Origin of the sequence: Lacibacter sp. H407, assembly GCF_037892605.1 — a bacterium.
In the GTDB taxonomy this organism is placed as follows: domain Bacteria; phylum Bacteroidota; class Bacteroidia; order Chitinophagales; family Chitinophagaceae; genus Lacibacter.
Genome location: NZ_JBBKTU010000001.1, coordinates 3,976,903 through 4,000,952, shown reverse-complemented (window position 1 = coordinate 4,000,952; position 24,050 = coordinate 3,976,903). Strand labels below are relative to the sequence as shown.

The following is a 24,050-nucleotide window of genomic DNA, read 5'->3' as shown; positions in this document are numbered from 1 at the left end:
TTGTATGAAAGAAGTTGTTGTAAAATGTCCCGCTACTGTCGCTAACCTCGTTTGTGGATTTGACATTCTTGGTATGGCCTTGCAGGAACCATTTGATATCATGAAGCTGAAGTTGATCGATGAACCAAAGGTGTACATTACCAATAAAGATGCATACGATCTTCCAACAGAAGCAACAAAGAATGTTGCTGGTGTTGTACTGCTGGAGATCATGGAAAAAATGGGAAATGCATTTGGCTTTGAAGTAGAAATTGAAAAGCAGATCAAACCCGGCAGTGGGTTAGGTTCGAGTGCGGCGAGTGCTGCCGGTGCTGCTGTTGCTGCCAACAAATTGCTGAAGAATATTTTTTCAACCGACGAGTTGGTGCAGTTTGCCATGCATGGCGAAAAGCTTGCCAGTGGTGTAAAGCATGCGGATAATATTACGCCCTGTATTACCGGTGGTGTTGCGTTGATCCGTTCCATTCATCCATTGGATATTATACAACTCAAGTCGCCTCCGTTATTTGTAACGGTGGTACATCCGCAAATTGAAGTTAAGACGAGTGATGCACGACAGATCCTTCGCAAAGAAGTATTGTTGAAAGATGCGATCAAACAATGGGGCAACATTGCAGGTCTTGTTGCAGGTTTTGAAAAAGGCGATACAGATCTGATCGGCAGAAGCCTGGAAGATGTGATCATTGAACCGGTACGCAGTATTTTAATTCCCGGCTTTGATGAAATTAAAACCAGAAGTAAAGAGGCCGGTGCATTAGGTGGCGGTATTTCTGGTAGTGGCCCCTCGATCTTTATGTTGAGTAAAGAAGAAACAACCGCAAAAAATGTTGAAACGATCATGCAGGAAGTATTTCATCGTTTGGGAATAGAATATAAAACGTATGTAACGTCCATTGCACAGGAAGGCGTGAAAGAAATAAAAGCGTAGGAGGTGGCACGTCACCTCGACGAAGGAGAGGTCTCTAAAAATAAAACTGTCTCCAACTATAGAGATGTCTCGTTCCTCGACATGATGTACATATCTTAATCATTAAAACAAAACAACTTGAATTACTATAGTTTAAACAAACAATCACCCATCGTTTCATTCAAGGAAGCAACCATTCTGGGACAAGCCCCTGACAAAGGATTGTATTTTCCGGAGAGCATTCCCCAGGTTGATAAAGATCTTATCCGCAATATCGAAAACATCAGCAACGAAGAAATTGCATTTCGTGTGATCGAACCGTATGTCGGTAATGAAATTGCAGAAGATGAATTGTATCGCATTGTGTCAGAGACAGTCAACTTTCCAATCCCATTAGTACAAGTGAGTGAAAACATTGCATCACTTGAATTATTTCATGGACCAACACTCGCCTTCAAAGATGTTGGTGCACGGTTCATGAGTCGTTGTCTTGGTCAGTTTGTAAAAGGTGCTGATAAAAAAGTAACGGTACTTGTTGCTACAAGCGGCGATACCGGTGGCGCAGTTGCCAATGGTTTTTACAATGTAGAAGGAGTGGAGGTGGTGATTCTTTACCCAAGCGGTAAAGTAAGCAGTGTGCAGGAAAAACAATTAACTACACTGGGCAACAATATTCATGCATTGGAGGTAAACGGAACTTTTGATGATTGTCAGCAATTGGTGAAGCAGGCGTTTACCGATGCAGAACTCAACAAGCAGTTATTTCTTACATCAGCTAATTCAATCAATGTTGCAAGATGGTTGCCGCAACAGTTCTATTATTTCTTTGCGTACAAGCAATGGATCAGTTCCCCTTTAGGGGATGGTGGCCAGCCTCCTGTTATTGCAGTGCCCAGCGGCAACTTCGGAAATATCTGTGCCGGTATTTTAGCACACATGAGTGGTTTGCCGGTGAAACATTTTCTTGCAGCATGTAATGCAAATGATATTGTTCCCAACTTTATGCATTCACAGCAATACCAACCCAAGCCTGCCGTTGCAACCATCAGCAATGCGATGGATGTTGGTAATCCCAGCAACTTTGTTCGCATTCTTGAATTGTTTCATCAACAGTTTCCGCAGTTGAAAGAAAAATTCAGCAGCGTAAGTATTACCGATGAGGAGACAAAACAAACGATGAAACGTGTGTATGATGAATTAGGTTATACACTCGATCCGCACGGTGCTGTTGGTTACTTGGCATTGGAACGATATTTAAACAATGCTGGTGACTCGACATTAAAAGGCATCTTCTTGGAAACAGCTCATCCCGTTAAATTTTATGATGTGGTGGAACCTGTGTTGAATCAAACCATCCCGTTGCCGGATGCAGTAAAAGAAATTATTGATCTGCCGAAAAATTCAACTGTAATGGATGTTTCATTTGAAGCATTGAGAGATTATTTATTGAAAGCTGTATAATTTATTTTATCAACTAAGCTGTTTTCCCTAAATTGAGCAAAGAGTTGCCTGCCGTACATCAAACTGTACGTATGCAACTCTTTTTGCTTTATTAACACTCAAAATCATGATGGACAGCGAACTACTGATACAGCACTATCAGACCGGCCCTGCATTATTTGACGAAATGCAGCAAGGCGGCAACATCCGGCTGCCTTATCAAAAGCTGGTTGATACAATACGGGAGCACAGCGTTGATGATCTGCATCTTAAACACAAACTGGCGGGTGAACTCTTCATGAACCAAGGCATCACTTTCACGGTATATAGTGATGATGCCGGGATTGAACGCATCTTTCCATTCGACATTCTTCCCCGCATCATCACAGCAGCAGAATGGGCACATGTAGAAAGCGGCATTACGCAACGCTTAAAAGCATTGAATCTTTTCCTGAAAGATATTTATCATGATCAGCAGATCATCAAAGATGGAATTATTCCCGGTGAGCTGATTGCTTCCTGCCAGCATTACATGCGTGAAGTATCGGGTATTAAAGTGCCGCATGATATTTATGTGCACATTTCCGGCATTGATCTCATTCGTGGTGAAGATGGTACATTTTATATCCTGGAAGATAATCTGCGTACACCATCGGGTGTATCCTATATGTTGGAGAACAGGGAAGTAACCAAGCGATTGTTTCCCGATCTGCTCTCAAATGCCAAAGTCCGGATGGTGAATAATTATCCGTTGTTATTGCATAATAATTTAATGGCGTTATCACCCCGACCTGTCTCCAATCCAACAGTTGTATTATTAACACCGGGGATTTATAATTCTGCTTACTACGAGCATACATTTCTTGCACGCCAAATGGGTATTCAATTGGTGGAAGGGAGAGATCTTGTGATCGATAACCATAAAGTGTATATGAAAACAACCGGCGGTTTGCAGCAGGTAGATGTGATCTATCGCCGGATTGATGATGAGTATATGGATCCGTTATTGTTCAAACCCGACAGTATGTTAGGTGTTCCCGGCATTATGGGTGCGTATCGTAAAGGTACCGTTGCATTGGCAAATGCGGTGGGCAATGGAGTGGCCGATGATAAAGCCGTGTATGCATATGTACCAGCCATGATAAAATATTATTTGAATGAAGATCCCATTTTGCCAAACGTTCCAACCTATCAGATGAGTAATGAAGATGAGCGTATGTACGTGTTTGATAATATGCATAAGATGGTGGTGAAACGTACCAATCAAAGTGGTGGTTACGGAATGCTGATGGGCAACAAAGCAACTGAGGAGGAGATGCGTTTATTTAAAACTGCAATTGAAAAAAGTCCACGTGAATTTATTGCACAACCAATTATTCAACTGTCAACGGTTCCTTGTTTTATTGATGGACAGTTACGTGCTCGCCATGTTGATCTTCGTCCGTATGCATTATGTGGACCTGATGGAGTAAAAATTGTTCCCGGTGGTTTAACACGTGTTGCGTTGAAAGAAGGTTCATTGGTTGTAAACTCATCACAGGGTGGAGGGAGTAAGGATACGTGGGTGGTGGATTAAGAGAAAGTGGGAAATTGAAAGTGAGAAGTAGGAAGTACGAGCAGCTTGAACATTCGCCGAATTGATTGTAATGAAAACTGAAACAAAAAATTATTAACTTAAAAAAGCCTGGGCTGTGCTATGATGGCTTCACCCATTGGGGGAAGTCGGAAGGGGGCCTCTAATATTTATGCTATCTCGTGTTGCCGATTCAATGTTCTGGATGAACCGTTATATGGAACGGGCAGAAGGGTTGTTGCGTGTATTGCTTACCAATTATGTGTTGTCGCTCGACAAAGGATCGTACGACATGTATTCATGGCGGCCGGTATTGGAAACATTCAGTCATCTAAGTAATGATGAAATAAAAGAACTGGAACATTCATCTGCGGGTACATTGCAATACATAATTCTCAGGCAATCAAATCCAAATTCGCTGCGTAACATTATTAACAAAGCAAGGGAGAATGCAAGAGGCATGCAGGATCATATCACCAAAGAAGTGTGGGAAGAAGTAAACCTGCTGTATCATACAGTTAATCAATCGGGGTTAGAAAAAAAACTGGCGGGAGCAGAAGCATTACCAACCATTGATCGGTTGTTGAAACTTTGTTTGACCTATGTTGGGGTAACCGATACCACCATGCCACGTGGAATGGGTTGGAACTTTATGAGTCTTGGACGTTTTATTGAACGGGCTGTATTGACTGCTGATGTTACGTACAAACATTTTGAGTTGGTAGATTTTGAACTCGATGAACATAAAGATATTTTTTACTGGCGCAACCTGTTATTATCATTGTCAGGTTATGAACTTCATCTCAAACATTACCAAAGCAATGCCATCAATGGTAATGTGCTCAACCAGGCTGTGTTTAACCAGCAATTTCCTCGCTCGGTCATTTATTCACTTTCACGTTTGGAAAAATATCTGAAAGAAGTGTTGGAAGAAAACGAACCGCCTGAAATGGAAATGATGTACCGTGAATTTGGCCGTATTTACAGCCGTGTAAAATTTGCTGATGAAAGCTCCATCAAACAAATTACATTGCAACGCTTTTTGCAGGATACCAAAACGGACCTGTTGAAATTTTCACATGTATTGGGACAACAATTTTTCTCGTACGCTTAAATTCAAGGATGCCGGTTTTTCAGATACATCACGTTACAAAATATACTTACAACAGGCCTGTAAAGGAAAGTGTGAACCAGTTACGTATTTATCCGGTTGCTTCTGATCAGCAGGAAATATTACAACACGACGTAAACATCACATCCGATCCTGAAATGTTTTTCTTTTTAGATCATTGGGGTAACCGCTGTGCCGATTTCAGTTTAATGGAAGCACATAAAACGCTTGTGGTTGACAGTCGGGTGGTGGTTCGTACAATTGCACACGATGTAGTCTCTGATGTTGCACCAACAGTCAACGATCTCTTACAATACATCGAAAAAGATTTTCATTTACTTGAATTGGCGAGGCCCGAAGAAATACAGTCGGCTAAGGCAATACAGGAAATACTTTTATCAATTGATTGCGATCAAAAAACAGTGAAGCAGATCGTGGAAGCATGTTCAGCTTTTATTTTCTCCGGGTTTAAGTACATCAAAGGCATCACCAATATTGAAACAACGGTGGATGAAATATTGGAACACCGCAGCGGTGTATGCCAGGATTTCGCACATGTGCTGTTACAGTTGTTGCGTACCATGGGTATTCCTTCACGTTATGTGAGTGGTTATATCTGTCCTAACAAAAATGGAATGCGGGGTGAAGGCGCAACGCATGCATGGGTAGAAGCGTGGATTCCGCAGCTCGGCTGGATGGGGATTGATCCTACAAATAACGTATGGGCCACAACTCATCATGTAAAGCTGGCTGTTGGCCGGCATTTCAATGATTGCTCGCCTGTAAAAGGAACGTTTAAAGGCTTGGCCCGGCAAACACTTTCGGTGTATGTATCAGTTGGTTATGAGGATGGACATGTATTTGAAGAATTGAATGATGTGCAAATGGTCGTTACTGAATCGGCTTTGGAAGCAGAGCGACAGCAGGCCGAAGAAGCCGCACAGCAGTAAGTAGTTTCACGTAAAAATAAAGTGAAGGCCAGATTAGCTATTGTAAATCGAAAAGTTTTCACTTATATTCACATTACCAATTTATCCAATTACTGTAAAACCAAAATGATGTATCCAATGAAAAAGCCATTCTTCGACGATCAGTCGCACATCGCAGATGAGTTTATCATTTTTGAAGACCACACCAGTCAACTCGCCCGTTTAGCTTTTCACAAGATCAATGCGTACAAGCTTTCGTTACAAAATCAGGCATTTTGCATGAGCCGTAATGAACTGCAGGATCTCATTAAAGCAACTTTGCTGAATTATGTGCATCCCTGTACCATACTGCAGTTGGTGAATTATTTCAACGATAGCAGCGATAACTGATTTTAATTTTTTATTTAACGGTTCAAGTTTCAACTTTGCAATAGTTGCCTGCTTTGCTCTGGCATCTTATAACTATGCATACAATTGAACCTTTTTATAACTGGCGCCACATTTACGTAACAGAAGAAGATGAGCGTTCGCCGTTTTTCGGGCGGGAGTATTCCGAATTTGAGTTTACACATACCGTTTACAATTATTATATCCATCCGCAATGGGATGAGTTTGGCAGCCGCACCTTATACCTCAAAATATTGATCGCTGATTATGCGGAGAAATATGCCATCATTGAAATGATCGGCGAATGGAATGATGCCATTGAGAACGACATCATGGAACTGAAGCGTGAAGTGATCGATAAACTGATGGCAGAAGGGATTTACAAGTTTATTCTGATCGCAGAAAGCGTTCTCAACTTTCACAGCAGCGAAAAAGATTATTACGAGGAATGGTATGAGGAATGTATTGATGAAGAAGGGTGGACCATTATCCTCAACATGCCTGAACAAACCCAATACGATTTCAAGAAACTTAAACTCAACCGCTATCTTGAATTAATGGAACTGGATAACTGGCGCATTTATAAACCGTATCACCTGTTCAAAAAAATTGATGGCGAATTGAATAAGCGCCTGGAAGTTTAATTTGCCTGTTCGGGAAAAATACCCCCTTGTAGGTATAGATTAGTGCAAAAAGAAACTGCAATTTTACCCGTCAACTCAAATCCACATTTCAAAAAAACAAAAACGTATGAAACGTAATCGCCTCATTCTGCTTGCCGCTATTCTTTGCAGCAGTACAACCTTACTGAACGCTCAATCAACATTGGATGAGCAGTCGGGTGGTTCAAAGCAACAGCCATCGGAAGCTCCAAAAGAAAAAGCCGAAATAAAAAAGAATATTATAAAAGTAAACCTGATGGCATTGGGTTTAAAAAATTATTCGTTTCAGTACGAGCGTGTGCTTACAAAACATATTTCGGTTGCATTAGGTGTACGTTCAATGCCAACGGTTGGTTTACCTCTCAAAAGCACCATCATTGATCTTGTTGGTACCGATAATCCCGATGTAACACAAACCCTCAACGATTTGAAAGTTGGCAACTTCGCTATTACACCTGAAGTGCGGTTTTACCTGAGCAAAAAAGGATACGGCCGTGGTTTTTATATTGCCCCTTATTATCGTTTTGCAAAGTTTAGTTCTGAAGAATTACCAATTGAATTTGATACTGACGGAGGTGGTACCAATACCATTAAACTAAAAGGCGATGTAACAACTCACAGCGGCGGATTGATGTTTGGCGCACAATGGCAAATTGGTAAAATGGTTTCACTCGATTGGTGGATACTGGGCGGTCATTACGGAGTAAGTAAAGGAACCTTGAGTGGCGTTCCTTCTTCTAGCCTTTCAGCAAATGAGCAAGATGAGATAAGAACTATTATCAACGACTTCGAAAACGATATTCCGTTAACAAAAATTACAGCCGATGTAAGCGCCAACAATGTAAAGGCAATTGTAGATGGTCCGTGGGCAGGTGTAAGGGCGGGACTAACAATCGGTATCCGCTTTTAATTTTAGTAAATACATAAATAAATTAAAATGCCCTTGTTTCAAGGGCATTTTTTATTGCATTAATCATAGTTATCTGCATTTTGGAACTGTTCATACCCTAAATTTGCAACGGCTTCCCAAAACTATTTTGTTATGACGTTTAAGCAGATGTTTACTTCTTCTATTGGTAAAAAATTAGTGATGGGCCTTACCGGCTTGTTTCTTATTTCCTTTTTAATTATTCACGTAAGTATTAATGCGACCATTTTTGCTGATTTGTTTAACCCCGACGATAATGGTCAGATGTTTAACAAAGCAGCGCATTTCATGGCTTCTACCGTCCTCATCAGGATATTAGAAGTTGGATTGATGGCGGGTATTGTATTGCACATTGTACAGGGGTATATGCTTACACTGCAAAATCAAAAAGCACGGTCTACCGGCTATGCAGTTGAGATGGGAAATAAAGGAAGTAAGTGGTACAGCCGCAGCATGGGATTGCTGGGCACACTGTTGCTCTTGTTTTTTGTATTGCACTTTAGTCATTTTTGGGTGCCTGCCCGTTTTACAGAAGCCGGTCTTGAATTTCCGGTTGAATACAACGGTGTATTGATGCACGATATGTTTGGCTTAATGAAAGTAACCTTTAGTGAATTATGGGTAGTGATCGTGTACATTGTTGCATGTATCTCATTGTTCTGGCATCTGCTGCATGGTTTCCAAAGCGCCTTCCGTACCATTGGAGTAAACAACAATCGCTATTTGTTGTTATTAAATACGATTGGCCTTGGCTTTTCTTTGCTGGTAAGTGTGCTCTTTGCATTGATGCCTGTTGCAATGTATTTGAAGTGGATCGAATAAAACAGATCAGAACGTTGAAGTGTGCGACGCAACAACAGCCGAACAGATAACACAAAAGCTGGCTACAAAAAAAATACCTTATAATTTGTACGATAAACGAATTTGATACGATATGCTCAATTCAAAAATTCCTGCCGGTCCGTTAGATACTAAATGGGTTAATTATAAAAACAGTTGTAAACTGGTGAACCCTGCCAACAAACGCAGTCTTGAAGTGATTGTGATTGGTACAGGTTTGGCCGGTGCATCTGCCGCTGCGGCTTTAGGTGAACTTGGTTATAAGGTGAAAACATTTTGTTTCCAGGATAGCCCACGCCGGGCACACTCGATTGCGGCGCAGGGTGGTATAAACGCTGCAAAAAATTACCAGAACGATGGTGATAGCACCTACCGTTTGTTTTACGATACAATTAAAGGTGGCGACTACCGTGCACGTGAAGGAAACGTTCATCGTTTAGCGGAAGTGAGTGCAAACATCATTGACCAATGTGTTGCACAAGGTGTTCCTTTTGCACGTGAGTATGGTGGTTTGTTAAGCAACCGTTCATTTGGTGGTACACAGGTACAACGTACATTTTATGCTGCAGGCCAAACCGGACAGCAATTATTGATAGGTGCTTACCAGGCATTGGAACGCCAGATCGCATTGGGTAATGTAACACAATATTCACGTCATGAAATGCTGGATATTGTAATGATCGATGGTAAGGCACGTGGTATTATAGCACGCAACCTTGTAACAGGTGAGTTGGAACGCCACTTCGGTCATGCGGTACTGTTATGCAGCGGTGGATATGGTAACGTATTTTATCTTTCTACAAATGCGATGGGAAGTAATGTTACTGCTGCGTGGAAAGCACATAAGAAAGGTGCCATGTTTGCCAACCCTTGCTTTACGCAAATTCACCCGACCTGTATTCCTGTAAGTGGTGATCATCAGAGTAAGCTCACATTGATGAGTGAATCGCTCCGGAACGATGGACGTATTTGGGTTCCGAAAAAACAAGGCGATACACGCAAGGCCAATGAAATTCCCGAAGAAGAAAGAGATTATTATTTAGAGAGAAGATATCCTGCATTTGGTAACCTCGTTCCACGTGACGTGGCAAGCCGTGCAGCAAAAGAACGTTGCGATGCGGGTTACGGTGTTGGTTCAAGTAAGCAAGCTGTTTATTTGGATTATGCAGCCGCTATTCAACGTTATGGAAAAATTGAAGCTGGTAAGCGTGGTATCAATGCCGATGCTGAAACCATTACCCAAATGGGGAAGGATGTAGTGAAAGAGAAGTATGGTAACCTCTTTGACATGTATGCAAAGATCACAGGCGAAAATCCATACGAAGTACCGATGCGCATTTACCCTGCGGTACACTATACAATGGGTGGCTTGTGGGTTGATTATGAACTGATGACGAATATTCCCGGCTTGTATGCATTAGGTGAAGCAAACTTCAGCGACCATGGTGCAAACCGTTTGGGTGCAAGTGCATTGATGCAAGGTTTGGCTGATGGATATTTTGTAATTCCTTATACGATCGGTAACTATCTCGCAGACGAGATCCGTACCAAAGCAATTCCAACTGATCATCCTGCATTTGCTGAAGCAGAAAGTAAAGTTCGTGACCGCATTCACATGCTCATGAATATTAAAGGAACAAAAACCGTTGAAAGTTTTCATAAGCGTTTGGGTAAGATCATTTGGGACAAATGTGGTATGGCCCGCAATGCCGAAGGTTTGAAACAGGCGATCAAAGAAGTACAGCAGTTGAAGAATGAGTTCTGGAGTGATGTGCGCATTCCCGGCGAAATCAACGAAATGAATCCTGAGTTAGATAAAGCAAACCGTGTAGCTGACTTTATTGAGTTGGGCGAGTTGATGTGTATTGATGCGTTGAACCGTGAAGAAAGTTGTGGTGGTCACTTCCGTGAAGAGCACCAGACAGAAGATGGTGAAGCATTACGTCATGATGATAAGTATATGTATGTAGCTGCATGGGAACTGAAAGGTGATCATGAATGGCAACTACACAAAGAAGAGTTGAATTACGAAGTGGTGAAACCGAGTCAACGTTCTTATAAATAATTTAAAATCGCTTTTGATTTTATGGAACATAAAAATATCAATGTAAAACTGAAAGTTTGGCGCCAGAAGAACAGCAACGATAAAGGTTCGTTTGAAACCTACGATGCAAAAAATATTTCGCAGGAGATGAGTTTTCTTGAAATGTTTGATGTGTTGAACGAAGAGCTGATCGGCGAAGGGAAAGACCCGATTGCTTTCGATCACGATTGCCGTGAAGGTATTTGTGGTATGTGCAGTATGTATATCAATGGACGTCCACACGGTCCTTGGGAAGCAAACACAACTTGCCAGTTACATATGCGTGCGTTTAACGAAGGTGATACCATTGTTGTAGAACCATGGAGAGCCAATGCATTTCCTGTGATCAAGGATCTGATGGTCGATCGTTCAGCATTCGATCGTATCATTCAGGCAGGTGGGTATATCAGTGTAAATACCGGTAATGCGGTTGATGCAAATGCATTGCCTATTGATAAAGCAAAAGCCGATGCAGCCTTTGCTGCTGCAGCCTGTATTGGTTGCGGTGCATGTGTTGCCGCTTGTAAAAACTCTTCAGCAATGTTATTTGTGAGTGCGAAAGTGGCGCATCTCAACCAACTGCCACAGGGTGAACCGGAAAAGAAAACACGTGTGCTCAATATGGTGGCGCAAATGGATAAAGAAGGTTTTGGTGCGTGTACAAACACAGGTGCCTGTGAAGCTGTTTGTCCGAAAGAGATTTCATTGACGAATATTGCACGTTTGAATGCTGAATACGCTGTTGCAAGTTTAACTGCTACAAAATAAGTTGACTGTTCACCCGCAGGGTGACTGTTCAACATACAATCAAGAAGAGACTTCCTCACCGGGGTCTTTTCTTTTTTTTGGGAAGCCCTCCGGGTTTTTAAAAACCCTGAAGGGCTGGTTAGCACAATAAATTATACTTTTATGCATTCTTATCCTGAAAACCACTGACTTATCAGAAAACTCGTCTTTTTCATCGCCGTATTGCTATCCTCTCTGCTGTCGTTTGCACAGCAGCCCAACTCCTTATCGAATCTCCGGACGAAAAAGATCAGCACAAAAACAACTCCCGTTAAAATTGATTCGCTGAGTTTGGTGCCCAAATCGATCATTATTGCAGGAATAGCTGCGGAGAGTTACCGTGTAGATGCGATCAATGCACAACTGTTCTGGATCAATCCTCCGGCTATGGATTCTGTAACGGTAACGTACAGGGTATTTCCCTACAAACTGAATGCACAGGTACAGCGTATGAATTTTGAAGATGTGAAGAACAACTTCATGACAACACCCATCACCATCGATCAGAATACAGGATTTGGCAAAGGCATGTTCGATTTTGGCAATGTGAATTATAACGGAAGTTTTGGCCGTGGCATTTCATTTGGCAATAACCAGGATGCAGTAGTGAATGGTGTATTGAATTTACAGATCAATGGAATGATCGGCGATAGTATGATGCTGTCTGCTGCATTAACTGATAATAATATTCCTGTACAGGCAGAAGGCAATACGCAGCAGTTGAATGAATTTGACCGTGTGTGGATCCAACTCAAAAAGAAAGGCTGGCAACTTAACTTAGGTGATATTGATATCCGACGAAACGATGCTTACTTCCTCAGCTTTTTCAAACGTCTGCAGGGGATCTCGTTTCAAAACGAAAGCAATGTGTTCAAGAGCGGTAAAAATTCCACGATGGTTTCGGGCGCTATCGCAAAGGGGAAATTCAATCGCTATGTTTTTCAAGGACAGGAAGGTAACCAGGGGCCGTATCGTTTACAGGGCCCAAATGGTGAACTGTTCTTTATTGTACTTGCAGGAACAGAACGTGTGTTCATTGATGGCGAATTAATGCAGCGTGGAGAAGACCAGGATTATGTGATCAATTACAATACGGCTGAGATCACTTTCACGCCAAGAAGAATGATCAACAAAGACAGACGCATACAAGTGGAATTTGAATATGCCGACAGGAATTTTCTCAACTCACAGTTTTTTGTTGGCAACGAATTAAAACTAAATGAAAAACTAACGGTAAGGGTCAATGCATTTTCAAATGCTGATTCAAAGAACACATCCGTGAACCAGTTTCTCACAACAGAACAAAAGCAATTTCTCTTTGATGTGGGCGACAGAGTGGAAACGGCATTGTATCCATCGATTGTGCGTGATACGTTTGCTGCCAATCGAATTGTGTATCGCATGACTGATTCAACTGTAAACAGTATTACTTATGATTCGGTGTTGGTATATACAACTATCGATCAGCCGGATGTGTTCAGTGCATCGTTTACCGATGTGGGACAAGGCAATGGTGATTATGTACTGGAGCAATCGGGTGCAAATGGCCGAACCTTCAAATGGATCGCTCCTGAGAATGGTGTAAGGTTGGGACGGTATGCACCGGCTGTGCGGCTGGTAGCCCCACGTACACAGCAAATGATGACGGTGGGAACCGATTATCAGCTTAACAAAAATTTTCTCATTAAATCCGAACTGGCCATCAGCAGGTTTGATATCAATACACTTTCACGCAAAGAAAAAAGTAATGATGATGGAGTTGCAGGTCGCATGGCCTTACAATACACAAATAAATTCAAAGGCAATCCAAAAAAGCCATTGACATATAAACTCACGGGCAGTTATGAATATGTACAGGAAAGTTTTCGAGCATTGGAACGCTTACGCCCCGTTGAGTTTACAAGAGAGTGGGGGCTTCCCATTTTTCTGCAACAGGAAAAAGAGTTGTTGGCAATTGCAGGGTTGGAATTGATGCGAACCAACATGCACAAATTCAGTTACACTGTTCAGAACTATCAGCGGGGAACCTTATTCAAAGGTTATCGCCAGATACTGCAACATAGTTTTCAACAGAAAGGATGGACCTGGACCGGAAACATAAATTATTCGTCGACCGATAGTGGTTTCAACAAAGGATTCTTCCTTCGCCCAACGGTTGATCTTAAAAAACGATTTGAAAAATTAGATAATATCGAGATCGGTGGACAATACTATCTGGAACAAAACGAAACACGTAACCGTTTAACTGATTCATTATCGGCGCTTACATTTATGTGGGATACATGGACGCTATTTCTCCGTTCAAAGGAAGCTGCCAATAAATGGGGTGTGAGTTTTTTTACACGTCGTGATAAACTTCCATTGGGTAAAGCACTCGAACAAACCGACCGCAGCTTTAACTACAATGCATACGTGGAACTGATGAATAGTGAAAAACATCAGTTTCGCTTAAACGCCACCGTGAGAGAGTTGAAAGTGTACAATGCACAAATTACCGGTCAGCAGCCGGAACGTACCTTATTAAGCCGTGCGGAATATTTTATCAACGAATGGAAGGGCATGGTAACAGGAAACGTGTTGTACGAAGTAGGAAGTGGTCAGGAACAACGCAGGGATTATTCTTTTCTGGAAGTACCTGCCGGGCAAGGTGAATTTACATGGAACGATTATAATTCCGATGGCATTCCGCAATTGAATGAATTTGAAGTAGCCTTGTACCAGGATCAGGCACGATATATTCGTGTGTTTACACCAACACTTGATTTTATACGGGCGAATTACAATCAATTCAACTACAGCTTCAACCTCAGCCCGAGAGCATTGATCGATATCAACAAAGCAAAAGGGTTCAGTAAATTTTTGACTCGTATTTCTTTGCAATCGGGAATGCAGATCTTCAAAAAAGAAATCTCTGATAAAAATTTCAACCTTGATCCGTTTTCCAAACCAACGCAGGACACCAGTTTGATCTCACTCAGTTCTGTTCTTACCAATACACTTTTCTTTAACCGCACCAGCACCGTGTGGGGATTTGATGTTACGCATATCCGTAACGAGGGACGCTCTATTTTAACCTATGGGTTGGAAACAAGAACACTTCGTGATCTGTCGGGTCGTATCCGCTGGAATCTGAGCAAAAGTTTTTCAACGAATGTATCTGTAAAGTCAATTAAAAATCAATTGGAAACGCCTTCGTTTGGAAACAGGAATTATAACCTTGCACAGTTTGTAACGGAACCTTCTATCAGTTTTCAGAAAGGAACAAAGTTTCGTCTTTCACTCAACTACAAATTAGAAGATAAACAAAATCAGGAAGGGCAAAAAGAACGGGCAACCATCAATTCCATCATTACAGAGATGCGCTACAATGTTTTATCAAGCAGTACGCTGAATGGAAAATTTCAATTCAGTAATATCCGGTTCGATGGTGCTACCAATACAACTGTTGCTTTTATTATGTTAGATGCATTGTTGCCAGGTAAAAATTTTATCTGGAATCTTGATCTTACACGCCGACTTGCCAATAATATGGAAATTAATTTTACCTACGAAGGACGTAAGCCCGGCGAATCCAAAGCTATTCATACAGGAAGAGCAAGTGTGAGGGCGTTGTTTTAATTACTTTATTTTTCTTTGCGAAATTTTACCTCCTTTTTTGGTCTGACGTGCCCACCAAAAAAAAGCGGCAGAATAAATCTGCCGCCTCACTAATAAACCATCAACGTGTATGTATGCTTATGTATGCTTAGCTGAACAATCCACCTTTGCGTAATGTTTTGCTGCCTTCGCCAATTTTAAATCCGTTGTTGTACACTTCAACTTTGTACGCACCTTCTGCAAATTTTGCACCTGGCTTCCACTCAATTGAAACAGGAACTGATTTGCCGGGAGTAAATGTTAAGTTGGTCATTTTTGTAAACACTCTTTCACCTTCATCTCTTGTTGTGAAACGACCGCTACCTAATGCTTCGTTACTTACTACTTGTCCTGTAGGATCTGTGATCACTACATAAACATCTTTTGCACCTTCTTCACCCACACGGTTGAAAACGTTGAATGTTAAACGGATCTTGTCAACACGCTTTGCAACATCTTTTTCTTTTTCTTTACCATTTCTGCGCTCGTCAATTGTAACGATGTTGATGTTTGAAGCATTCAATGTAGACGCTACATCCAGTTTTGATTCTACAACCATTTTCTCAGCTGTAGTTTGATCGTACTGCACCTGTAACGCTTCTTTTTGTGTAGTTATTTCCTGCTTTTCTGTTTTCAGTTGCAGGTTTTCGCCACGCAATGTTTCAACTTCAACTACATAACTGCTAACTTTTTCATTCAACTCATTGATCAGGCGTTTTGCTTCTGCAAGATCAGCAGCTGTTTTGTTCTGCTTGTTCAGCAAAGTTTGAATACGACTCTTCATACTCGATACTTCACTGTTCTTAGATTTCACCAAACTGTCCATGCTTGCATTCATGCTGGTCAATTCATCCAAACGCTGCAATGCTGCATTGTATTCGTTTTGAACTGCACTTTTACTGCTATCGCTTGTGCTAAGTTGCGCCTGCAGTTGCGTGGTTACTTCTTTGGTTTTTGATTTGTCCCAGATAATATAACCCCATGTGCCAAGTAATGCGGCGATCAACAAACCGTAGATCAGTCCACGACTGTCTTTCTTTTGAGCTGGCGGAGGAGTATCCTGAGGAGCTGCTGAAGGATAATTTGAATAAGACATAATGTTTGATTTTAAAGTTTAAAAATTTATTTTTAAGTTATGACTAACCAGCAACACCATCAACCCGAACAAGTACTGGTACTGGATATTGAAACAGTGCCACAGTATTCATCGTTTGAAGAACTGCCGGAATTATGGAAAGTTCTCTGGGCAGACAAAATTTCCAAAACCATGCCAGAAAATTTTTCGGCTGCAGAAATGTATGTACAAAAGGCCGGAATACAGGCGGAATTCGGTAAAATAATTTGTATCAGCACCGGCTTTTTTTATGTTGATAAAGGCAGCCGTTTGTGTTTTCGGGTAAAGTCGTACGCCGGCGATGACGAAAAACAACTGTTAGCAGAATTCAGTAAGGCAATTGAGAAATTTTCGAAAACGGCTCCGCACATGCAGTTGGCCGGGCATAACATTAAAGAATTTGATATACCGTACATAAGCCGACGGATGATGATGCAAAACCTGCCGCTGCCTTCCTTTCTGCAATTAAGCGGCAAAAAGCCATGGGAAACAAATCTTATTGATACCATGCAACTCTGGAAGTTTGGTGATTACAAAAACTACACATCGCTTCACTTGCTGGCTAATTGCCTCGGTATTCCAACACCAAAGGATGGAATTGACGGAAGCCAGGTAAAAGATATTTATTACAATGAAAAAAATATGAAGAAACTGGTGGAGTATTGCCAGAAAGATGTGATTGCTACCGCACAGGTTTTTCTTCGCTTTCAACAATTACCTTTGCTGCCGCAGGAAAATATTTTCATTGCTGATTGAGTATGAATATTGATAAAATTCTGAATGAGTGGAAAAAGGGAAAGTTCAAACCGGTTTATTGGTTTGAAGGAGAAGAAGATTATTACATCGATCAATTGGTTGACGCTGCTGAACATAAAATTTTAAGTGAAGCCGAAGCAGGGTTTAATTTGAGCGTTTTTTATGGCAAAGATTCCAGTTGGGCCGATGTTGTGAATGCCTGCATGCGTTATCCCATGTTTTCTGATAAGCAGGTGGTGATATTGAAAGAAGCCCAGCAAATGAAAGACATCGACAAGCTGGAAAGTTATATCGGCAATCCACTGGTCTCTACCGTTTTTGTTGTGGCGCACAAAGAAAAAAAAGTAGATGGTAGAAGTAAGCTGGCCAAACTGTTGAAAGAAAAAGGCGAAGTGATCAGTACAAAAAAAATGTACGATAATGAACTGCCTGCCTGGACCCAGGACCTGATCGAACACAAAGGTTATCAGCCAACGCAAAAAGCGGTTCACTTGTTAGTTGATCATATCGGGAACGATCTCAGTCGTATTGCCAACGAGGTAGATAAAGTGATCTTAAACCTCGGCGATCGTAAAACAATTAACGACGACGACATTGAAAAATTTGTTGGCATTAGCAAGGAATACAATGTGTTTGAACTGCAGAATGCGGTTGGTAAAAAGAACCTGTCGAAAGCGTTACAGATCGTTGAGTATTTTGAAGGCAATCCAAAAGCTGCACCCATTCAATTAGTGTTGCCATCACTTTACAGTTATTTTTCCAAAGTGTTTATGTTGTTTGGAACGCAGGGCGATGATAAAACTGTAGCAGCACAAACAGGGATCAATGCCTGGTTTTTGAAAGATTACAAGGCATCAGCAAACATTTACGGATTTGAAGGCGTGCAATCAGCTTTATTACTCATGCATCATTATAATTTGCGAAGTGTCGGCGTAGGTGATGTGGGTACAGAAGATGCTTCACTGTTGAAAGAGATGATCTATAAGATGATGATGTAGCCCTGAGCGGCAGTCGAAGGGTGTTTTGATATGTATCGAGCGCAGTCGAGATACACATCCTTCAACGCATACGGTTGCATCAACACATTTCAATCAAACAACAAGCATTACCTTCGCAGCAAATCTGCAATCGCAAATCTAAAATCATAAATCAGTCATGGCTTTAATGAAATCGATCTCCGGCATTCGTGGTACCATTGGTGGTGCACCCGGTGATAATTTAACACCTGTTGATATTGTAAAATTCACGGCAGCATATGCAACGATTCTTGGCAAAGGCAAAAAGGTAATTGTCGGTCGTGATGGACGGATGAGTGGCGAAATGGTGCGCAGCCTGGTGGTGAATACCTTGATCGGTATGGGATTGGATGTGATCGATCTCGGCCTCAGTACAACACCCACCGTTGAAATGGCGGTGAAGTTTGAAGGAGCTGCGGGAGGTATTATTTTAACGGCATCGCATAACCCAAAACAATGGAATGCACTAAAGCTCTTAAATGAAAAAGGAGAATTCATCAGTGCTGAACTTGGTTTGCAAATGCTGGGCATTGCAGAAAAAGAAGCATTTGATTTTGCAGGAGTGGATGAATTAGGTTCCTATTCTTACGATGAAAGTTTATTACAAACACATATTGATGCCATTCTTGTGCATCCGTTGGTGAATAAAAAGAAGATCGCTGAAAAGAAATTCAAGGTGGTGATTGATGCCATCAACAGTTCAGGTGCTGTTGCTGTACCCGCTTTGCTGGAAGCATTGGGCGTAACAAACTATACTGTTTTGCATGCAGATATGCATGGCAACTTTGCACATAACCCTGAGCCGCTTGCTGAAAACCTCGTCGATCTTTGCACAGAAGTGGTAAAGCAGCAAGCCGATCTCGGTATTGCAGTTGATCCCGATGTAGATCGCCTGTGTTTTGTAAGTGATGATGGCAGTTTGTTTGGTGAAGAATATACATTGGTTGCTGTTGCAGATTATATATTATCAAAACAAAAAGGTAATACGGTTTCAAATCTTTCTTCCACACGTGCTTTAAAAGATGTAACAGAAAAACATGGTGGTGAATACTTTGCCAGTGCAGTAGGAGAGGTGAATGTGGTAACGATGATGAAGGAAGTAAATGCAGTGATCGGTGGCGAAGGCAACGGTGGTATCATCGATCCGCAATTGCATTATGGAAGGGATGCATTGATCGGCATTGCTTTATTCCTCACACATCTTGCACAAACCGGTAAAACAACAGCAGAGCTTCGCAAAACATATCCGGATTATTTCATGAGCAAGCAAAAGATCGATCTCCCAAAAGAGACTGATGTAAAAGCATTGCTGGTAAAAGTGAAAGATCAATATGCTTCACAACCTGTTAATACCATAGATGGTGTGAAAATTGAGTTCGATAAAAGTTGGGTGCATTTGCGGAGCAGCAATACAGAACCCATCATCCGGGTTTATTCGGAAGCTTCAACAATTGAAAAAGCCGATGCATTGGCAAATGAGGTAATGAATGTGATAAAGGGGTTGATGTAAGATGTGGTGAGTCGCCCGCCTGTATTGAAGGGGCTCAACGGCTCAGTTTCACAAACTCTAACACCTTATCTTTGCAGCCTCATTTCCCTTATTATGACCCGTATTTATTTTGACAATGCCGCCACTACGGCCATCGATCCGCAGGTTTTAGATGCCATGCTTCCGTATTTGCAAAACGGTTTTGGCAATCCATCTTCTATTTATTCATTCGGACGGGAAACAAGACTAGCCATTGAAAATGCACGCAAGAGCGTAGCCAAAACACTCAATGCACATCCTGCAGAAATTTTCTTTACCAGCGGAGGCACAGAAAGTTCCAATACAGCGATCACAGCATCGGTTCGTGATCTTGGTTGCAAACATATCATCACATCACGTATTGAGCACCATGCTACGTTGCACACTGTAGAATACTTAGATAATCTCGACGAAGCCAAAGTGAGTTATGTTGATGTTCTTCCCAATGGCCATATTGATCTGGAACATCTGGAGCAACTGCTTGCAGCAAACGAAGAAAAAACTTTGGTCACGCTGATGCATGCAAACAACGAGATCGGCAACATCACCGATCTGCATGCGGTTGGAAATTTGTGCAAATTATACAATGCCATTTTTCATTCTGATACGGTACAAACCATCGGACATTTTCCGCTTGATCTGCGCAGCACACCTGTTCATTTCATCAGCGGTTCAGCACATAAATTTCATGGCCCGAAAGGCGCAGGGTTGTTATATATCAACGAGAATGTTCACATCAAACCATACATTCATGGTGGCGGACAGGAACGAAACATGCGTGCCGGAACAGAGAACGTGTATGGCATTGTTGGTTTTGCTAAAGCATTGCAGATCGCAACTGAAAAACTCGAAGAAGAAAGTGCACATATACAAGGCATCAAATACTATATGATCGAGCAATTGAAAAAGCAGATCAAGGGTATCAGCTTCAATGGCGATCCAATGGGCAGAAGCAACTACACAGTGTTGAATGTAAGTTTTCCAAAATCAGAAAAATCAGAAATGTTGTTGATGAATCTGGATATGGAGGGCATCTGTGCATCGGGTGGCAGCGCCTGCACCAGTGGTGCACAACAAGGTTCACATGTAATTCGTGCCATCAACAGCAACCCCAATCAAATTCCTGTTCGTTTCTCTTTCAGCAAATACAATACAAAAGAAGAAGTGGATATTGTGGTTGAGAAACTGAAAACGTTGATCTGATCGTTCAAAAGTATTTCAATAAAATTGCAACAGGTCTAACTCAGAAATGGGAGGATATCAAAAAAGTCCTTACTTTCCCTTTTCTAAATTTTTGCATATGACCCTCCGCCAACTATTGCTTGTTGCACCCGCTGCATTTCTTTTACTTAATTCATGTACAACAACGGTCGAAAAGAAAACAACGGGAACCATTTCACCTGCTGTTCCGGACTATGTTTTGCAGTCGAATATTTATGAAGTGAACGTAAGGCAATACACACCGGAGGGAACATTTAAAGCCTTCGAGGCTCACTTGCCGAGGCTAAAAGAAATGGGCGCAGAGATTCTCTGGTTCATGCCCATTACACCCATCAGCAAAGTTGATCGCAAAGGTGAATTGGGAAGTTATTATGCAGTGGCCGATTACACAGCGGTGAATCCGGAGTTTGGAACAATAGAAGATTGGAAAAATCTGGTGAACAAAGCACACGAACTGGGCTTTAAAGTGATTACGGATTGGGTTGCCAACCATACAGGCGCAGACAATCGTTGGATGCAATCGAACCCAGATTTTTTTCTGAAAAATAAAGACGGACAATTTGCATATGCATTCGACTGGAGTGATACACGTGATCTCAACTATTGGAATCCATTATTACACGACAGTATGATCAATGCAATGAAGTTTTGGTTAACAGAAACAAATATTGATGGATTTCGTTGCGATGTGGCAGCAGAAGCACCCCGCAGTTTCTGGCAACGATGCATTACAGAGTTGAAAACAGTAAAGCCTGATATATTTTTATTGGCTGAAGGTGATGTAGCCTGGTTGCATGATGCAGGCTTTCATGCCAGCTATGGCTGGGATGGATTTGCAAAGATGAAAAAAGTTGCCAATGGAGAAGTGAGTGCAAAAGTGTTGGACACAGTGATCCGTCATTTGGATGAAAGTTATCCGCCCAACTATATTAAAATGTATTTCACCAGCAATCACGATGAGAACAGCTGGAACAAAGCCGACTATGCCACCATGCCCGGTGCAGTACATGCACCGTTTGCTGTGTTATCACAAACATGGAAAAATACATTGCCATTAATTTACAGCGGACAGGAAGAACCGTTTCTGGATTCGATTTCTTTTTTCTACAAAGACACCATTTCATTCGGCAAATTTCAACGTGCACCGTTTTATAAAACATTATTGGCACTGCGTAAAAACACACCTGCGTTGGCAGTAGATGCAGCGTATACCAAGTTGCAATCTTCCAATGATGATGCAGTATTTGCTTACACAAGAGAGAAAGGTGGAAAGAAAGTGTTGGTGTTACTCAACCTTTCAAACAAACCACAAACATTTACAGTGCAGGGCACAATTGCCGGTGAAGCACAAAATGTATTTGTTGATAAAAAAGAACAGCTCACCGACGGACAAAGTTTTGCATTAGCGCCGTGGGGGTATTTGGTTTATAGCTACTAAAATGGGAGATAAACCAATTGCATATTTAATTCCAATGATGACTGGAGGGTTTGCATTTTGGCTGCTGTCCGGTTTTCGTGGAAAGTATAGTGATCATTTGATTGATGAAAAGAAGAATAGAAATTTTTGGACTGGTTATTTTCTTTTAATTCTTTTTGTTTCACTTGTAGTGGTACAACTCATTTTTTAAAGTGTGTATAGTTCACTTTCGTTTCGTATGTTTTTCCAACACACGTTTATTATCATGAATAACAGGTTTCGACTTTTTCGTATCCCATAAATGTTTCCTTGCAAAAGCCGCAGCTGCATGCACATCAATAATCGGGAGGGGATAGTCAACACCTAATTGCAGCTTATGTAATTGTTGTTCCATACTGCTCATCAACCAAGGTTCATGGATAAACTCAACAGGCACTTCTATTAATTCGGGTATCCATTTTCTTATGAAGAAACCTTCAGGGTCATGATCTTTCCCTTGCTTCACCGGATTGTAAATGCGAATGGTATTCACACCCATGGTTCCCGCCTGCATTTGAAATTGCGGATAATGAATGCCCGGCTCGTAATCTAAAAACTGCCTGGCTAAATGGGCCGCACCCGCTTGCCAGGGTTGCCACAAATGATGTGTTAGAAATGAAGCCAGCATACTGCGCATACGAAAGTTAAGATAGCCGGTTTGCGTAACGCAACGCATACAGGCATCAATCAACGGAACACCGGTTACGCCGTTTTTCCATGCCTTCAGATATTCTTCATTGACTTCTGTACGAATCACATCAAAACCTCTGTTCAGGTTTTCAAATTCCATGCGGCATTCGCTTTCAAATTTTTGAATGAAATGGCAATGCCAGTGAAGACGGGCGGTAAAAAAATGCAGCGGTCGTTTATACGATGTTTCTTGTGCCGCTTTTACTGTTGCCTGATATACCTGTTTCATACTCACATTGCCGTATGTTAAATAAGGCGAAATGCGGCTGCAGCTTTTTCTGCTTTCTTCCGGTTTTGATATATGCCTGCTGTAAGTAACGTAGCGTTCGTTTAGAAACGAATGCAGATAACGCCAGGCTGCGGTTTCTCCACCTGGCTGAAACAACGGATTCCTTTTTGTCAGATTTTTTGGGAGTGTTTCACAAGCATCATGCACATCAAACGATGCTGGTAGTTGCACTGCTTGAATTGCAGAGAGCTCCACCGTGTGCTCTGCTGACGTCATGGTTTCCGTCCATCGTTCACTCCAGTTTTTACGATTTGTTAAACCGCGTATGATGCCGTTGGTTGGATGCTCTATCCATTGTATGTTGTGTTGCTTACAAAAAACAGCAACTGCTTTATCCCGTTCGTAGCTGATGGCATTTCCGGTTTCTTCATGTGAAAAAACAGCTTTGATATTGTAAATGCTTTTTAATTCCTGAAGTACAGGTATTACTTCGGCATGGAGCGAATAGAAGTGAATTTGATTGTAATGAAGCTTTGCTTTTATTTCTTCAATTGATTCATAAATGAAACGCCAGTGCCGTTCATCACTGTCGGCAGCACCCATCAAGCCAGGTTCAAAGAAATGAAGCAACAATACAGGTAAACCGTTTTTCACAGCAGCGGCCAATGGAGCATGATCAGTAAGTCTAAGATCCTTTTTAAACCAAACAATATTGATCAATTCCTGCATCCATCAAGCAACAAAACAGAATGTATTTT

Annotated in this window: 19 protein-coding genes; 17 read left to right on the top strand and 2 right to left on the bottom strand. The window is 41.6% G+C overall.

The genetic code is table 11. The features are described 5' to 3' along the window. Positions 1–4: 4 nt before the first annotated feature. The 12 genes from WG989_RS17230 (at position 5) to WG989_RS17175 (ending at position 15,264) form a co-directional block, all read left to right on the top strand. Entirely contained in the window at positions 5–928 is a 924-nt protein-coding gene (locus WG989_RS17230) for a homoserine kinase (RefSeq protein ID WP_340431289.1), read from the top strand. Between the two features lie 117 nt (positions 929–1,045). Further along, the gene (gene thrC / locus WG989_RS17225) at positions 1,046–2,368 is read left to right on the top strand and encodes a threonine synthase (protein WP_340431288.1); all 1,323 of its coding nucleotides are present in this window, start codon (positions 1,046–1,048) and stop codon (positions 2,366–2,368) included. Positions 2,369–2,474: 106 nt separating this feature from the next. Further along, positions 2,475–3,923, top strand: coding sequence for a circularly permuted type 2 ATP-grasp protein (locus tag WG989_RS17220; protein ID WP_340431287.1), 1,449 nt, complete (start codon positions 2,475–2,477; stop codon positions 3,921–3,923). A gap of 169 nt (positions 3,924–4,092) precedes the next feature. Continuing rightward, positions 4,093–5,034 (top strand): alpha-E domain-containing protein, encoded by a 942-nt coding sequence (locus WG989_RS17215; RefSeq protein ID WP_340431286.1) that lies wholly within the window; start codon positions 4,093–4,095, stop codon positions 5,032–5,034. Between the two features lie 8 nt (positions 5,035–5,042). After that, complete coding sequence (locus WG989_RS17210) at positions 5,043–5,981, top strand: transglutaminase family protein (RefSeq protein ID WP_340431285.1); 939 nt, start codon at positions 5,043–5,045, stop codon at positions 5,979–5,981. A 117-nt stretch (positions 5,982–6,098) separates the two neighbouring features. Continuing rightward, positions 6,099–6,350, top strand: a complete 252-nt coding sequence (locus WG989_RS17205) for a hypothetical protein (protein WP_340431284.1) — start codon at positions 6,099–6,101, stop codon at positions 6,348–6,350. Positions 6,351–6,424: 74 nt separating this feature from the next. Next, positions 6,425–6,991 carry a hypothetical protein gene (locus WG989_RS17200; protein ID WP_340431283.1) on the top strand — a complete coding sequence of 189 codons (567 nt, stop codon included), beginning with the start codon at positions 6,425–6,427 and terminating at the stop codon, positions 6,989–6,991. 106 nt (positions 6,992–7,097) lie between these two features. Next, a complete protein-coding gene (locus tag WG989_RS17195; RefSeq protein ID WP_340431282.1) occupies positions 7,098–7,919 on the top strand; it encodes a DUF3575 domain-containing protein in 822 nt (273 codons plus the stop codon). 132 nt (positions 7,920–8,051) lie between these two features. Further along, positions 8,052–8,759: a succinate dehydrogenase cytochrome b subunit gene (locus WG989_RS17190; protein WP_340431281.1), complete on the top strand. Its 708-nt coding sequence runs from the start codon at positions 8,052–8,054 to the stop codon at positions 8,757–8,759. Between the two features lie 112 nt (positions 8,760–8,871). Beyond that, the gene (locus tag WG989_RS17185) at positions 8,872–10,842 is read left to right on the top strand and encodes a fumarate reductase/succinate dehydrogenase flavoprotein subunit (protein ID WP_340431280.1); all 1,971 of its coding nucleotides are present in this window, start codon (positions 8,872–8,874) and stop codon (positions 10,840–10,842) included. A 21-nt stretch (positions 10,843–10,863) separates the two neighbouring features. Next, positions 10,864–11,628, top strand: coding sequence for a succinate dehydrogenase/fumarate reductase iron-sulfur subunit (locus WG989_RS17180; protein WP_340431279.1), 765 nt, complete (start codon positions 10,864–10,866; stop codon positions 11,626–11,628). A 201-nt stretch (positions 11,629–11,829) separates the two neighbouring features. Further along, positions 11,830–15,264, top strand: coding sequence for a DUF8818 domain-containing protein (locus tag WG989_RS17175; RefSeq protein ID WP_340431278.1), 3,435 nt, complete (start codon positions 11,830–11,832; stop codon positions 15,262–15,264). A 127-nt stretch (positions 15,265–15,391) separates the two neighbouring features. Here the strand turns inward: WG989_RS17175 and WG989_RS17170 are convergent, their stop codons facing one another. Further along, a complete protein-coding gene (locus WG989_RS17170; protein ID WP_340431277.1) occupies positions 15,392–16,378 on the bottom strand; it encodes a DUF8428 domain-containing protein in 987 nt (328 codons plus the stop codon). A 39-nt stretch (positions 16,379–16,417) separates the two neighbouring features. On the opposite strand from WG989_RS17170, the gene WG989_RS17165 reads away from it, so the two are divergent. The 5 genes from WG989_RS17165 (at position 16,418) to WG989_RS17145 (ending at position 22,355) form a co-directional block, all read left to right on the top strand. After that, positions 16,418–17,152 (top strand): 3'-5' exonuclease, encoded by a 735-nt coding sequence (locus WG989_RS17165; protein ID WP_340431276.1) that lies wholly within the window; start codon positions 16,418–16,420, stop codon positions 17,150–17,152. Positions 17,153–17,154: 2 nt separating this feature from the next. After that, positions 17,155–18,150: a DNA polymerase III subunit delta gene (gene holA / locus WG989_RS17160; protein WP_340431275.1), complete on the top strand. Its 996-nt coding sequence runs from the start codon at positions 17,155–17,157 to the stop codon at positions 18,148–18,150. A gap of 157 nt (positions 18,151–18,307) precedes the next feature. Next, entirely contained in the window at positions 18,308–19,678 is a 1,371-nt protein-coding gene (glmM, locus tag WG989_RS17155; RefSeq protein ID WP_340431274.1) for a phosphoglucosamine mutase, read from the top strand. Positions 19,679–19,771: 93 nt separating this feature from the next. Beyond that, positions 19,772–20,899 (top strand): cysteine desulfurase family protein, encoded by a 1,128-nt coding sequence (locus WG989_RS17150; protein ID WP_340431273.1) that lies wholly within the window; start codon positions 19,772–19,774, stop codon positions 20,897–20,899. Positions 20,900–20,996: 97 nt separating this feature from the next. Continuing rightward, entirely contained in the window at positions 20,997–22,355 is a 1,359-nt protein-coding gene (locus WG989_RS17145; RefSeq protein WP_340431272.1) for an alpha-amylase family glycosyl hydrolase, read from the top strand. 202 nt (positions 22,356–22,557) lie between these two features. Here the strand turns inward: WG989_RS17145 and WG989_RS17140 are convergent, their stop codons facing one another. Then, on the bottom strand, positions 22,558–24,021 hold the full coding sequence (locus tag WG989_RS17140) for a cryptochrome/deoxyribodipyrimidine photo-lyase family protein (RefSeq protein ID WP_340431271.1): 1,464 nt from the start codon (positions 24,019–24,021) through the stop codon (positions 22,558–22,560). Positions 24,022–24,050 lie beyond the last annotated feature (29 nt).

Bases quoted from the DNA above. Each gene is read 5' to 3' on its own strand.
- WG989_RS17215 (WP_340431286.1), top strand. From the start codon at position 4,093: ATGCTATCTCGTGTTGCCGATTCAATGTTCTGGATGAACCGTTATATG.
- WG989_RS17200 (WP_340431283.1), top strand. From the start codon at position 6,425: ATGCATACAATTGAACCTTTTTATAACTGGCGCCACATTTACGTAACA.
- WG989_RS17140 (WP_340431271.1), bottom strand. From the start codon at position 24,021: ATGCAGGAATTGATCAATATTGTTTGGTTTAAAAAGGATCTTAGACTT.
- WG989_RS17180 (WP_340431279.1), top strand. From the start codon at position 10,864: ATGGAACATAAAAATATCAATGTAAAACTGAAAGTTTGGCGCCAGAAG.
- WG989_RS17220 (WP_340431287.1), top strand. From the start codon at position 2,475: ATGATGGACAGCGAACTACTGATACAGCACTATCAGACCGGCCCTGCA.
- WG989_RS17165 (WP_340431276.1), top strand. From the start codon at position 16,418: ATGACTAACCAGCAACACCATCAACCCGAACAAGTACTGGTACTGGAT.
- WG989_RS17190 (WP_340431281.1), top strand. From the start codon at position 8,052: ATGACGTTTAAGCAGATGTTTACTTCTTCTATTGGTAAAAAATTAGTG.
- WG989_RS17145 (WP_340431272.1), top strand. From the start codon at position 20,997: ATGACCCTCCGCCAACTATTGCTTGTTGCACCCGCTGCATTTCTTTTA.
- holA (WP_340431275.1), top strand. From the start codon at position 17,155: ATGAATATTGATAAAATTCTGAATGAGTGGAAAAAGGGAAAGTTCAAA.
- WG989_RS17150 (WP_340431273.1), top strand. From the start codon at position 19,772: ATGACCCGTATTTATTTTGACAATGCCGCCACTACGGCCATCGATCCG.
- WG989_RS17205 (WP_340431284.1), top strand. From the start codon at position 6,099: ATGAAAAAGCCATTCTTCGACGATCAGTCGCACATCGCAGATGAGTTT.
- WG989_RS17210 (WP_340431285.1), top strand. From the start codon at position 5,043: ATGCCGGTTTTTCAGATACATCACGTTACAAAATATACTTACAACAGG.
- glmM (WP_340431274.1), top strand. From the start codon at position 18,308: ATGGCTTTAATGAAATCGATCTCCGGCATTCGTGGTACCATTGGTGGT.
- WG989_RS17195 (WP_340431282.1), top strand. From the start codon at position 7,098: ATGAAACGTAATCGCCTCATTCTGCTTGCCGCTATTCTTTGCAGCAGT.
- WG989_RS17230 (WP_340431289.1), top strand. From the start codon at position 5: ATGAAAGAAGTTGTTGTAAAATGTCCCGCTACTGTCGCTAACCTCGTT.
- WG989_RS17185 (WP_340431280.1), top strand. From the start codon at position 8,872: ATGCTCAATTCAAAAATTCCTGCCGGTCCGTTAGATACTAAATGGGTT.
- WG989_RS17170 (WP_340431277.1), bottom strand. From the start codon at position 16,378: ATGTCTTATTCAAATTATCCTTCAGCAGCTCCTCAGGATACTCCTCCG.